The organism is Blautia sp. DFI.9.10, assembly GCF_024461705.1.
Classification (GTDB): Bacteria; Bacillota; Clostridia; order Lachnospirales; family Lachnospiraceae; genus Blautia_A; species Blautia_A fusiformis.
Genome location: NZ_JANGAA010000005.1, coordinates 1 through 13,239 on the forward strand (window position 1 = coordinate 1; position 13,239 = coordinate 13,239).

Annotated in this window: 12 protein-coding genes and 2 tRNA genes; 2 read left to right on the forward strand and 12 right to left on the reverse strand. The window is 47.0% G+C overall.

Going from position 1 to position 13,239, the window contains the following annotated elements:
* Positions 1-158: 158 nt before the first annotated feature.
* The 8 genes from NE671_RS04480 to tsaE form a co-directional block, all read right to left on the reverse strand.
* Positions 159-247, reverse strand: a tRNA-Ser gene (locus tag NE671_RS04480).
* Positions 248-386: 139 nt separating this feature from the next.
* A tRNA-Ser gene (locus NE671_RS04485) sits at positions 387-472 on the reverse strand.
* Positions 473-650: 178 nt separating this feature from the next.
* Positions 651-1,355, reverse strand: coding sequence for a 2-C-methyl-D-erythritol 4-phosphate cytidylyltransferase (ispD, locus tag NE671_RS04490; protein ID WP_015525917.1), 705 nt, complete (start codon positions 1,353-1,355; stop codon positions 651-653).
* 21 nt (positions 1,356-1,376) lie between these two features.
* Positions 1,377-2,396 (reverse strand): tRNA (adenosine(37)-N6)-threonylcarbamoyltransferase complex transferase subunit TsaD, encoded by a 1,020-nt coding sequence (tsaD, locus tag NE671_RS04495; protein WP_015525918.1) that lies wholly within the window; start codon positions 2,394-2,396, stop codon positions 1,377-1,379.
* Positions 2,397-2,400: 4 nt separating this feature from the next.
* Positions 2,401-3,312 carry a ribonuclease Z gene (locus NE671_RS04500; RefSeq protein ID WP_015525919.1) on the reverse strand — a complete coding sequence of 304 codons (912 nt, stop codon included), beginning with the start codon at positions 3,310-3,312 and terminating at the stop codon, positions 2,401-2,403.
* 77 nt (positions 3,313-3,389) lie between these two features.
* On the reverse strand, positions 3,390-3,833 hold the full coding sequence (gene rimI, locus NE671_RS04505; RefSeq protein WP_110104052.1) for a ribosomal protein S18-alanine N-acetyltransferase: 444 nt from the start codon (positions 3,831-3,833) through the stop codon (positions 3,390-3,392).
* Entirely contained in the window at positions 3,830-4,555 is a 726-nt protein-coding gene (gene tsaB / locus NE671_RS04510) for a tRNA (adenosine(37)-N6)-threonylcarbamoyltransferase complex dimerization subunit type 1 TsaB (RefSeq protein ID WP_110104053.1), read from the reverse strand. Before tsaB ends, rimI begins: the two co-directional genes overlap by 4 nt.
* Complete coding sequence (tsaE, locus tag NE671_RS04515) at positions 4,552-4,992, reverse strand: tRNA (adenosine(37)-N6)-threonylcarbamoyltransferase complex ATPase subunit type 1 TsaE (RefSeq protein ID WP_015525922.1); 441 nt, start codon at positions 4,990-4,992, stop codon at positions 4,552-4,554. Before tsaE ends, tsaB begins: the two co-directional genes overlap by 4 nt.
* Before the next feature lie 93 nt (positions 4,993-5,085).
* Between tsaE and NE671_RS04520 the strand changes: the two genes are divergently transcribed.
* Entirely contained in the window at positions 5,086-5,604 is a 519-nt protein-coding gene (locus NE671_RS04520; protein WP_021651510.1) for a peptidylprolyl isomerase, read from the forward strand.
* A 104-nt stretch (positions 5,605-5,708) separates the two neighbouring features.
* Here NE671_RS04520 and NE671_RS04525 read toward each other — a convergent pair whose 3' ends face one another.
* Positions 5,709-6,365: a YigZ family protein gene (locus tag NE671_RS04525; RefSeq protein WP_173740917.1), complete on the reverse strand. Its 657-nt coding sequence runs from the start codon at positions 6,363-6,365 to the stop codon at positions 5,709-5,711.
* Between the two features lie 178 nt (positions 6,366-6,543).
* Here NE671_RS04525 and NE671_RS04530 point away from each other — a divergent pair, with 178 nt between their 5' ends.
* A complete protein-coding gene (locus NE671_RS04530; protein ID WP_173740918.1) occupies positions 6,544-9,180 on the forward strand; it encodes a transglycosylase domain-containing protein in 2,637 nt (878 codons plus the stop codon).
* A gap of 176 nt (positions 9,181-9,356) precedes the next feature.
* Here the strand turns inward: NE671_RS04530 and NE671_RS04535 are convergent, their stop codons facing one another.
* The 3 genes from NE671_RS04535 to uvrC form a co-directional block, all read right to left on the reverse strand.
* The gene (locus tag NE671_RS04535) at positions 9,357-10,292 is read right to left on the reverse strand and encodes an ROK family glucokinase (protein WP_022426675.1); all 936 of its coding nucleotides are present in this window, start codon (positions 10,290-10,292) and stop codon (positions 9,357-9,359) included.
* Positions 10,293-10,305: 13 nt separating this feature from the next.
* On the reverse strand, positions 10,306-11,253 hold the full coding sequence (gene hprK / locus NE671_RS04540; protein WP_021651515.1) for an HPr(Ser) kinase/phosphatase: 948 nt from the start codon (positions 11,251-11,253) through the stop codon (positions 10,306-10,308).
* Between the two features lie 110 nt (positions 11,254-11,363).
* Positions 11,364-13,211, reverse strand: a complete 1,848-nt coding sequence (gene uvrC / locus NE671_RS04545) for an excinuclease ABC subunit UvrC (RefSeq protein WP_173734409.1) — start codon at positions 13,209-13,211, stop codon at positions 11,364-11,366.
* Positions 13,212-13,239: the final 28 nt, after the last annotated feature.

Genomic DNA, 13,239 nt, shown 5'->3' on the forward strand with positions numbered 1-13,239 from the left:
AAAGAAATTTTCGAGAATCGTATGTGTTTCACTGTTTAGTTATCAAGGTTTGTTGCGTCTGTCTCTCGGACAGCTTGTTCATTTTATCTCATTCTCAACTGCTTGTCAAGAACTTTTTTTAATTTTTTTGAAGCATTTAGTCTTCAAAAAAATTAAAGCGGAGAAGGAGGGATTTGAACCCTCGCGCCGCGTTAACGACCTACTCCCTTTCCAGGGGAGCCCCTTCGGCCAGCTTGGGTACTTCTCCAAATTGCCCTACTTACTAAGTAGTTCCGATATTTATCTCTGCCGTTCTCAGCGACAGGTGATATTATATCTCGTATCTTTTATGTTGTCAAGTACTTTTTTTTACTTTTTTAAAAAGTTTTTATTCTGTATTTGACAAACGGAGAGAGTGGGATTCGAACCCACGCGCCCTTGCGGACAAACGGTTTTCAAGACCGCCTCGTTATGACCACTTCGATATCTCTCCATATAATGTTTTCCAACATTTTTTGTGCTGTTTTGTCAGCGCATGTTGTATTCTATCATCAAATATCTCCCCTGTCAATAACAAATTTGATATTTTTTTCAAAAAATTGGACATATAGCTTCAATTTCTGCTATATGTCCATATTTACCGGGATTTTCACCCTGTTCTACTCTCTATTCTACTCTCTGTTTTCCTTCAAAAATGCCTCCGCAACCACCAGATCTTCCGGTGTTGTGATCTTAATATTGCGATAAGAACCTTCTGAAAAGCGGATCTTCACCCCGGTCTCATGTTCTGCAACCATGGCATCATCTGTAATTCCGGTCATTTCCTTCTGCCGAATGCTGGTATATGCGCCATAGATCAGCGGGTATTGAAAGATCTGCGGAGTCTGGACGATCCATACACTGCTGCGATCCGGAGTTTCACTGACATTCCCATCCTCATCTGCGATCTTAACTGTATCCTTGGAAGGCATGCCTGTAACACTGGCACCTGTCTGTGCTGCTGCCATAAGTCCTCTTTCAATGATCCCATGATCAATAAATGGTCTGGCACCGTCATGGATCAGCACATACTCTGTGTCTTTACACGCACGAAGTCCTTCATAAACAGAATCGTACCGTTCTTTTCCGCCGGATACTACAGCAGAAACCTTTGTAAAACCATATTTTTCCACGATTTCTTCTTTGCACCAGAAAACATACTCCTCCCCTGTTACCAGGATCACATCCCTGATCAGCGGACTTTCCTGAAAACAGCGCAGAGAATAACAGAGCACCGGCATCCCGTCAAGCTCCATAAACTGCTTCTGTATTTTGCTGTGCATTCTCTTTCCCTGGCCTGCTGCCAGGACAATAGCTGTATTTCTGCACTCTCCCATGATCAATTACCCCGGATTCTTTTATCTTTCGCCAAGCTTCAGGTTCGGAACCGCATTCAGATCCCAGCTGTGGCGTGTTCCCCTGATATATTCATAGTAAGCTGCCACACCGATCATCGCTGCGTTATCCGTACAGAAGATCGGTGACGGACGGTAAAATTTGTATCCACGTTCTGTACATGCTTTTTCCATAGCAGTGCGAAGTGCTCCGTTGGAAGCAACACCTCCTGCAATGGCAACCTTTTTCATGCCAAAATCAGCTGCTGCCTGCATGGTATGCTCTACCAGTACGTCAACAACCGCCTTCTGGAAGGATGCCGCGATATCTGCACGGTTTACTTCCTCACCTTTCATTTTTGCCCCGTTTAAATAATTAAGAACTGCGGACTTCACGCCGCTGAAGCTGAAATCATATGGATTTTCGCCGATTTTTGCACGTGGAAACTCGATAGCGTCCGGATTTCCTTCCTTTGCCAGCTTATCGATCTTCGGTCCTCCCGGATATCCCAGCCCAATGGCACGTGCAACCTTATCAAATGCCTCACCTGCCGCATCGTCTCTGGTTCGGCCCAGGATCTCAAACTGGCCGTAGTCCTTCACAATAACAAGATGGGTGTGTCCACCGGATACAATGGCACAGAGAAACGGCGGTTCCAGATCCGGATGCTCAATATAATTGGCAGAAACATGGCCTTCTATATGATGCACGCCTACCAGTGGCAGGTTTCTTGCATAGGCAATAGCCTTGGCTTCTGCCACACCTACAAGAAGTGCACCGACAAGCCCCGGTCCATAGGTTACACCGATAGCATCAATATCATCCAGAGTGACATTTGCCTCGTCCAGCGCTTCCTGGATGACCTGGTTGATCCTTTCTATATGATTTCTGGAGGCGATCTCCGGTACAACACCTCCGTACAGTTTATGGATCTCGATCTGTGAGGAAATCACGTTTGATAAGACAGTCCTTCCATTTTTTACAACGGAAGCTGCCGTTTCATCACAGGAGCTCTCAATACCAAGAATTAATGTATCTTTCATTTTTTCAGTCCTCTTCAAAATTCAGTTCCACACTCTTCCCGTCTTTTCCCGGCCATGCCTTCGGAAAGATCTCACGTACTGTATCCATGTAATCATCCGGACGTACCAGAGAAGGGCTGTAATGGGTCAGCCACATTTCCCCCACTTCCGCATCACGGGCAAGAGTGGCCGCTTCACGAAACGTCATGTGTTTGTAGCCTTTTGCCTTTTCGATCTTGTCATCTTCACCATACATTCCCTCACAGATAAAAAGATCGGAACCTTTTGCATTACGTAAAATAGACTCTGTCGGTCTGGTATCTGTGGTATAGGTAAGCTTGATCCCTTTTCTTGGCGGACCAAGCACCATATCCGGTGTGTAGATCCTTCCTTCATCCTCCACAGTCTGTCCCTTCTGCAGCGGATTCCAAAATTTCAGCGGGATCTCATGCTCTCTGGCACTGTCAGGAGAAAATTTTCCCTGGCGCAGGATCTCAAGGGTATATCCATAGCAGGTAACATTATGGTTCACCCGAAATGCAGTGATCCGGTACCCATTCAGTTCCAGAACTTCCTCCGGTTTCGTGATCTCGATAAATTTAATTTCAAAGGGCAGCTCCGGTGCGATCACACGAAGTGCGCTTACCACACGTTCCAGTCCTCTTGGGCCTACCAGAGTCAGCGGTTCTGTGCGGTCTGCATTTCCCATAGTCAAAAGGAGTCCCGGAAGTCCGCTGATATGATCCCCATGATAATGGGTAAAACAGATCACATCAATAGGCTTGAAGCTCCAGCCCTTTTCTTTAATGGCCACCTGAGTGCCTTCCCCGCAATCGATCATCAGACTGCTGCCGTTATAACGGGTCATCAGTGCGGTAAGCCATCTGCGTGGCAGCGGCATCATTCCTCCGCAGCCAAGTAAACAAACATCTAACATATTTTTCCTCTTTTCCTGTTCTGTGGCAAAGTTTAGCATACTTATCCCGTACAGACAAGTACCTCTCCCGGGTAAGCCTATTCAGAAACTGCGGTGCGTGTCATAAGAACAGCATCCTCTGTGGGATCTGTATAGTACCCCTTTCGCAGGCCATCCCGCACAAATCCCTGACGTTCATAAAGCCGGATCGCAGTCTCATTTCCTGCCCGGACCTCCAGATGGATCATGGTGATCCCACGCTCTTCTGCCAGACGGATCATACTCTCCATAAGGAAATTTCCGATTCCCTCTCTCTGACGTTCTCTGCGGACAGCCACATTGGTCACATCCCCCTCATCCAGCACCGTAAGAAGACCACAATATCCCAGGATCCGGCCCTTTTCTTCCACAACAAGAAACATCCCGTTCTCTTTCATAAGAAATGTCAGAAATCCCTCTTTTGTCCAGGGGACTGAAAAAAGTTCCTCTTCGATCTCCATAACCTGATCCAGATCATCCACAAGCATTTCTCTTAAGATCATGCGTTTTCCCCTTCTGATCCTTTTTTCAGTTTCTGGGCACGCTCCCGCTCAGCCTGTGAAACACGGAGATAATCCGGTTTGTGCTCAGCCGCTGTCTCGATTCTGCCTTCTTTATAATAAAGGACACCAAGTGCACCTACAGCACCTGCTCTCTGTCTGGAAAGATGGGCCGGTGCAAAAGAAAACGGTACAGTAAGCTTATCTGCGATGATATCTTTAAATACCGGGACTCCGTCTCCGAGGAATGTTACGGTTTCTCCCATCTCATTCAGCATGGAAAGAAGCTCCTCAATTCCCACTGCCATCTGATCCTTTACCGTCATGAGCCTGTGATCCTCGTAACGATAGATTCCCGTATAAACCTGCTTTCTTCTGGCATCCATGATCGGACAGATCAGTCCGTTTACATCATAGAGATTATAGGCCAGTGCCTCCACAGTCGGAATCCCGACCAGGGGTTTGTCAAGGGCAAGTCCAAGTCCCTTGGCTGTGGCAGAGCCAATACGGAGTCCGGTAAAAGAGCCCGGTCCCTTGGCTACCGCAATAGCGTCAATCGTCTTCAGATCCAGCTCTGTCATCTTCACGATCTCATCCAGCATGGGAAGAAGAGTCTGGGAATGTGTTTTCTTATAATTAACTGTATATTCTGCTACCAGTATATCGTCCTCCACAACGGCTACGGATGCCACGATTCCGGAACTGTCCAGTGCCAAAACTCTCATTCTGTCTTTTCTCCTCTCTCCTCAATGGTGATCTTTCTGTATTCAAAGCCCTTCTCAAGATCTTTTTCAATGGTAACTTCAATCCTTTTTTCCGGCAGGATCTCCTCAATGAGTTCCGCCCATTCGATCAGACAGATTCCCTGCCCGAAAAAATAATCATCGTATCCGATCTCTTCCATTTCTTCCAGATCCCCGATACGATATACATCAAAATGATAAAATGGCAGACGTCCGTCTTCATATTCCTGGATAATGGTAAACGTAGGGCTGTTTACAGGTTCTGTAATTCCAAGACCTGCTGCCACTCCCTGTGTGAACACGGTTTTTCCAACTCCCAGATCGCCTGTCAGTGTGTAGATCTGTCCCGGCTTCGCATTCATTCCGATCGTCCTTCCGACCTCGAATGTTTCCTCAGGATCATGCGTTTCTATGACCATATTTTCCACCTTTTTCTTGCACAATTATTCTTTGCATATTATAATAGAGCGAACAGCGAAATACAATACTTTTTGAAAAGGAGTGCGAAAACTATGGCAAATCCTATCGTTACCATCACAATGGATAATGGCGATGTAATGAAAGCGGAATTATATCCGGAAGTTGCCCCGAACACAGTAAATAACTTCATCAGCCTTGTAAAAAAAGGCTTTTATGACGGCCTGATCTTCCACCGTGTCATCAACGGCTTTATGATCCAGGGCGGATGCCCGGACGGAACCGGTATGGGTGGCCCGGGATACAGCATCAAGGGTGAGTTCTCCCAGAACCGTTTCAAAAACGACCTGAAGCATACACCAGGTGTTCTCTCCATGGCAAGAGCCATGAATCCGAACTCTGCCGGAAGCCAGTTCTTTATCATGCACAAGGCTGCTCCGCATCTTGACGGAAGCTATGCTGCATTCGGTCAGATCATTGAGGGCATGGATGTTGTAAATGCTATCGCAGAGACAGACACGGACTACAGTGACCGTCCTCTTGACGAGCAGAAGATCAGCTCCATGACTGTTGATACCTTTGGTGTGGATTATCCGGAACCGGAGAAATGCTAACAGGAATAATTTTCTGAAATAAAAAAGCCCCGCGAAGAGCAGACTGTAACACAGATCATCTGCCCTCTTCCCGGGGTATTTTTATACTGACATTCTCTTTTCTTTTACTTTTCGAAGGTCCTCACTTCTCCGTTTACTTTCGCAAAATACAGTTCTGCATCCTTCTCAAGTCCGGCTCTTCCATTTGTTCCTTCTGTGATCGCCTTCTTCACCTCTTCGACCTGATCATCCGGCACAAGAAGCTTCAAGACAACCTTGTCGGTATATTCGGAATCCAGGATCGGCAAACTTCTTTCTCCTGCGATATACTGGATCTTTCCGATCCCTGTATAATCCGTCGTCACCTGAAGAGAGATCCCATGATGCTTCTCAATGACGGTGCTTGCCGCCAGTCCTGCCTGGACTGCACCGGAATATGCCCGCACAAGCCCTCCTGTCCCAAGAAGGACACCTCCAAAATATCTGGTCACCACAATGGCCGCATTATAGATCCCGGCTCCCAGAAGCACATCCAGCATAGGCCTTCCGGCTGTTCCGGATGGTTCTCCGTCATCACTGCAGCGGGTGGCTTCCCGGTTCATCCCTACGGAATATACATAGCAGTTATGACGTGCATCCCAGTATTTTTTTTTCATTTCTTCGATAAAGGCAAGGGCCTCTTCTTCTGTTTCCACAGGACGGACGGTTGCGATGAAACGGGATTTTTTTTCCACAAGTTCGCCTTCGCCGCCTTCGTATATGGTTTTATAATGTTCCAGCATGGTTTACGCCTCCGTTATCTATATCCAACCCTCTGTTTCAGGCAGAGTTTTCTTTATTGTATAATAATTATCTTCATTGCACAATGTATAAGATATCATGAATTGTGAAATTTTTTTTAAGGCTTTATTTGGCATCTCATATTTGTTATAATGAAACGGATTATAAAGGAGGAATATTATGAACTACGGAAAAAGATCCACTTCCAAGAAGCGGAATGCTCTGATCTCCCGTACTTCCATGCTGGAAAAAAGAGCACACGTTTCGTTTATCCGGGTTTTATTTACAGCTCTGATCGCAGTCTGCGTCATGGTTGTCTGCCTTGGTATCGGCTCCTTCCGGGGCGTGATCGCCGGAGCACCTGACGTCAACGATGTGGATATTTCACCTCTCGGATATGCAACCTTCCTGTATGATGACCAGGGAACACAGATGCGACAGCTTTCAGCCCCTACATCCAACCGTCTTCCGGTCTCCCTAGACCAGATCCCGGTTAGTCTGCAGCATGCAGTGGTAGCCATTGAGGATGAGCGTTTTTATGAACATAACGGTATTGATGTCCGCGGTATCGCACGTGCCGGAATGAAGGCGATCACCACCGGTAACTTTTCCGAGGGTGCCAGTACCATCACGCAGCAGCTTCTGAAGAATAATGTTTTCACTGACTGGACCAACGAATCCACACAGCTGGAACGTTTCACACGTAAGTTCCAGGAGCAGTACCTTGCTGTACAGATTGAAAAAAAATATGACAAAAATGTGATTCTTGAGAATTACCTGAATACCATTAACCTGGGTGCAGGTTCCTACGGTGTACAGGCCGCTTCCAAAAAATACTTTAACAAAGACGTATGGGATCTGAACCTTTCTGAATGTGCCACCCTTGCCGGCATCACGCAGAACCCTACCAAATTTAATCCGATCACCAATCCAAAAGCAAACTCCAAGAGACGGAAGGAAGTCCTGGATCACATGCTGGATCAGAATTACATCTCACAGGATGAATATAATGCAGCACTGAATGATGACGTTTATTCCCGTATCCAGGCCGCACAGCTTGAGAACACCGAAGAAGAAAGTACCGTTTACACGTATTTCGAAGATGAGGTTACCAATCAGGTCATCAGCGACCTGATGAACATTAAAGGATATACCAAGACGCAGGCTACCAATCTTCTTTACAGCGGTGGTCTGAAGATCATGACAACCCTGGATTCCAACATGCAGCAGATCCTTGATGAGGAATATGCAAACCCTGATAACTATCCGGCCAATGTTCAGTATGAACTGGATTATGCACTGACTGTACAAAGCCCGGATGGAAAACAGACAAACTACAGCAAAGAAATGCTGCAGCTGTATTTCCGTGATCAGGATCCGGAATTTGATCTTCTCTTTGATTCTCCTGAGGAAGGTCAGCAGTATGTGGATCAGTACAAGGCTAACATCCTGGCAGACGGAAGCACCGTAGTATCTGAGCGTGTAAACTTTGCGCCACAGCCACAGTCTTCCATGACTGTCATTGACCAGCATACCGGTTACGTAAAAGCCCTGATCGGAGGCCGTGGCGAAAAAACAGCCAGCCTGACCCTGAACCGTGCCACTGATACGACCAGACAGCCTGGTTCTACCTTTAAGATCGTTTCCACCTATGCACCTGCGTTGAACGAAAAAGGCGATACACTTGCTACAACCTTTATGGATGAGCCTTACGAATACCCGGACGGATCTCCTGTCAACAACGCCTCAAGAAGCTACGGCGGCGAGACCACCATCCGCAAAGCGATCCAGAATTCCATCAACGTTGTAGCTGTTAAATGCCTGGAGCAGGTTACCCCGGCTCTCGGCCTTAAATATCTGGATGATTTCGGTTTCACCACACTGGCTCACGGAACTGAGGCAGATAAAGATGCCAACGGAAATATCTGGAGTGACGCCAACCTGGCTACTGCTCTTGGCGGTATCACCAAAGGTGTCAAGAACGTGGAACTTTGTGCTGCATATGCAGCCATTGCTAATGGCGGGAACTATATCAAACCGATCTATTATACACAGATCCTTGATCATGACGGAAATGTTCTGATCGAGAACTCCTCCGTTTCCAGATCTGTGATCAAAGATAGTACCGCTTATCTTCTTACAAGCGCCATGGAAGACGTTGTAAAAAAAGGTACCGGTACCGCCTGCCAGCTGGACAATATGACTGTAGCCGGAAAAACAGGTACTACAGAGGACTACAATGACCTGTGGTTCGTAGGCTACACACCGTACTACACCTGTGCAGTATGGTCCGGCTATGACAACAACGAAAAAATTCCGGAAGATGCCCGTAACTTCCACAAAAACCTCTGGAAAAAAGTTATGACCCGTATCCACGAGGGCCTGGAGGACAGAGATTTCGATATGCCTTCCAGTGTGGAAAAAGCCAGTGTCTGCGCAGAAACCGGTCTTCTTCCCAGATCCGGATGCCCGACTATCACAGAGTATTTTGATATCTCCAGTCTTCCCACCGAATACTGTGATCAGCATTTCTACGGCAGCAGCGATTACGATGAAGAGGACTATTATTATAACGAAGATACGGACGCCGATACCGATGCAGCAGCTGAAGCGATTCCAAGCGCAGCTCCGGACAGTACTGACAGCACCGACACTGACAATACTGACAATTCTGATGACGGTTCCGATAATACCGGTGATGATACTGACAATTCCGGAACAGACGACAACACCGGTGGTGATGACGGCAGCAATGATACCGGTGGCGATGACGGCAGCTATGACACCGGCGAAGATCCGGTAGAATATTATGAATGATCTCCATTATAAGTATCTTTCATAAACAACATATAAAAAAAGTGGTTTCCTGAAATATGGAAACCACTTTTTTACTTTTAATAACTTCTTACTGTCTCGCAGTTTATCAGTTCAGGCAAGTCCCACCCACCGCTTATTACTTTTCGCAATTGAAGCAGTGGACTTCCCTGGTTCGGTTAAAGTACCATCTTGGCTGCACCGTAGATTCCTGCATCATTGCCAAGTGTCGCGATCACGATAGGAGTATCCTTGCAGGATTCAAAAGCATACTCTCTGTAATATTTCCGGATACAGTCAATAAGCGGCTGTCCGGCCTTGGAAACTCCTCCGCCGATAACAATGGTCTCCGGATCTGTCACACAGCAAATAATGGCAAGAGCACCACCCAGCTGCTCTCCGACCTTTTCCATGGTTGCTACAGCTACCGGATCATTCTCCTTAAATGCGTCCAGAACTGCTTTTGCTGAAATCTCTCCGGCATCTCTGAGAACACTGTTCTCACCGGAAGCTGCAAGCTCTTTTTTTGCCATGCGGACAATTCCGGTCGCAGAAGCATACTGTTCCAGACAGCCCCTGTTTCCGCAGTTGCAGGATTCTGTTTCATGATGATCCACATTGGCATGTCCGATCTCACCGCCAGCTCCGTGATGTCCGGTCACGATCTTTCCATCAACAATGATACCACCGCCTACACCTGTTCCAAGTGTGACCATGATCACATCGGAGGAGCCTGCTGCAGCACCCTTCCATGCCTCTCCCAATGCCGCTACATTGGCGTCATTTCCAGCTTCCGCATGAAGACCTGTAAGTTCTTCCATCTCTCCCACAACGTTCTTATATCCCCAGAAGAGATTTACTGCACGTGATACTTCGCCTTTGGAGTTTACCGGTCCCGGAACACCGATCCCGACGCCTTCCACCTCCTCTTTGGAGATACCCTTTTCTTCCATCTTGGCATTTACTGCTGCTGCCACATCAGGAAGGATCTGATCTCCATTGTTTTCTTTACGGGTTGGAATCTCCCATTTCTCAACAAGAGTACCATCCGTGCGGAAAAGTCCGCATTTTACAGTTGTTCCACCTACATCGATTCCAAAACAATATGTTCCCATTTCTTACCCTCTCTTATTCTTCGTCATCTGGATTTTCTCTTTTTTTCGCAAGATTTGCCTGTACACGCTTGTACAGAGCCTCTGCCGCATTGTATCCCATCTTCTTCTGTCTGTGATTGACAGCCGCTGCCTCAACGATGATCGCCAGGTTACGGCCCGGACGGATCGGAAGAGAATGGCATACTACCTTATTTCCAAGGTACTCTGTATACTCCTCATGCAGTCCAAGACGATCGTATTCCTTGTCTCTGTCCCACTCCTCAAGCTTGATCACGAGATCGATAGACTGGGTATCCTTAACGCTCTCAACACCGAACAGTGTTTTTACATCGATGATACCGATACCACGAAGTTCGATAAAGTGACGTGTGATATCCGGCGCAGATCCCACCAGTGTTACGTCACTGACCTTACGGATCTCAACAACATCATCACTGACAAGACGATGACCTCTCTTGATCAGCTCCAGGGCTGCCTCACTCTTACCGATACCGCTCTCACCTGTGATCAGGATTCCCTCGCCGTAAACATCAACCAGCACACCATGAATAGAAATACATGGTGCAAGCTGCACGCCCAGCCAACGGATGATCTCTGCCATAAAACTGGAAGTTGTTCTTTCTGTCACGAATGTCGGAACATTATATTTAACAGCCAGATCGATCATGTCCTGAGACGGACGAGTCATGGTACTGAAAATAACACATGGGATCTTGCTGGAAATGAAACGTTCATATTTAAAACGTCTCTCCTCCTCATTAAGCTGCATCAGATACGTATACTCTACATATCCGATGATCTGAACTCGTTCATTGGCAAAATGCTCCAGATATCCGGTAAGCTGAAGCGCAGGTCTGTTGATCTCCGCAGTCTTGATCACGATGCCTGACAGGTCGATCTCCGGAGTCAGATTATTAAGCTCCAGTTCCTGTACCATCTTTGTCAACTGTACACCCTTCATACTTTTGTCTCCTTTTCGCTGAAAGTTTGCATTCTCACTGCCGTTTTACCGAGGCGTGAGACACCTTATCTTTAATTATACACAATCACTGCTGAAACTGCAATGCAGCATCAGGATTTATGAAAAAATTCATAGACCTGACGGGCGCTTCTGGCATTCATGCTCTCTGTCTGTGCCAGTTCTTTCTCCGATGCATCCCGGATATTTTCCACAGATTTAAATTTACGCAGAAGGGCTTTCCTCCTGGTATCACCGATCCCCGGGATATCATCCAGGATAGAATGGACCTGTTCCCTGCTCCTGAGGGAACGATGGTATTCAATGGCAAACCGATGGGCTTCATCCTGGATCCTGGTGATCAGGCGAAAGCCTTCGCCGGATGTGTCAATAGGAATCTCCACATTGTTGAAATACAGGCCTCTCGTCCGATGATGATCGTCCTTGACCATACCGCAGACCGGGATGCTTATCCCAAGCTCATTCAGCACCTTCAGAGCGATATTTACCTGCCCTCTTCCACCATCCATCAGGATCAGATCCGGAAGCCTTGCAAAGCTGTCAAATTCTCCGTTACTCTCATGAGTGAACCTTCGGGTCAGAACCTCTTCCATGCTGGCATAATCGTTGGGTCCCTGTACCCATTTGATCTTGAACTTACGGTAATCACTGCGTTTGGGACGGCCTTTTTCATAAACTACCATGGATCCCACAGACTCAAAGCCACTGATATTGGAAATATCGTAAGCTTCCATGCGCACCACGTTTTTCAGTCCCAGCCATTCTTCCACCTCGTGAACAGCTCCGATGGTTCGTCCTTCCTCCCGCCTGATCCGTTCTCTGTCCTTGGCAAGTACCATACGGGCATTTTCCAGGGCAAGCTCTACCAATTTTTCCTTTGTTCCCTTCTTCGGGACCCGGATGTGTACCTTCTGCTTTCTTCTTCCTGACAGCCACTCCTCGATGATATCTGCATCTTCAATCTCACTTTGCAGCATAATCTCAGATGGGATAAATGGCGTTCCCGCATAAAACTGTTTCAGAAAGCTGGAAAGGACCTGCGCCTTTGTATCACCCTTTGCCACACGGAGATAAAAATGATCTCTGCCGATCAGCCTGCCATCCCGGATAAAAAACACCTGGACAACCGCATCCTGATCCCTGAGGTCTTCACTGTCATCCATGGCTACTGCAATGATGTCCCTGTCTTCCTGCCCGTAGCCGGTGATCTTCTGCCGTTCCCCGATCTTCCGGATACTGCTGATCAGGTCCCGGTATTCCATAGCATCTTCGTAGCGCATTTCCTCCGAAGCTTTCTGCATTTTTTCCATCAGCTCACTAATGGCGTCCTGAAAATCTCCATTCAGAAATTTGATCACCTTATTGATATTCTTCCGGTATTCTTCCTGGCTGACATATCCCTGGCAGGGTGCCTTGCACTGTTTCATATGATAGTACAGACAGGGCCGGTCCTTTCCGGTATCTCTCGGAAGACTGCGGTTGCAGGAGCGTACCTGATACAGCTTCCGCACCAGTTCGATCACGTCCTTTACTGCTCCGCCGCTTGTATAGGGGCCAAAATATCTTGCCTTGTCCTTTTTCATTCTCCTGGCAAAAAGCACTCTCGGGTATGGCTCATGAACTGTCACCTTAATAAACGGATAGCTCTTGTCATCTTTGAGCATGGTATTATATTTCGGACGATGTTCCTTGATAAGATTACACTCCAGCACAAGGGCTTCCAGCTCCGAATCCGTAATAATGTACTCAAATCTGGTAATATGTGTAACCATCCGTTCAATCTTGGCACCTTTATTACGACTGCTCTGGAAATACTGGCGCACACGATTCTTAAGGCTTATGGCTTTTCCCACATAGATGATCTCGTCTTTCTCGCCATGCATGATATAAACTCCCGGTTTTGCCGGAAGCTTCTTTAATTCTTCCTCGATTATGAACATACTTTATTCTCCTGTTTTACTATTACAG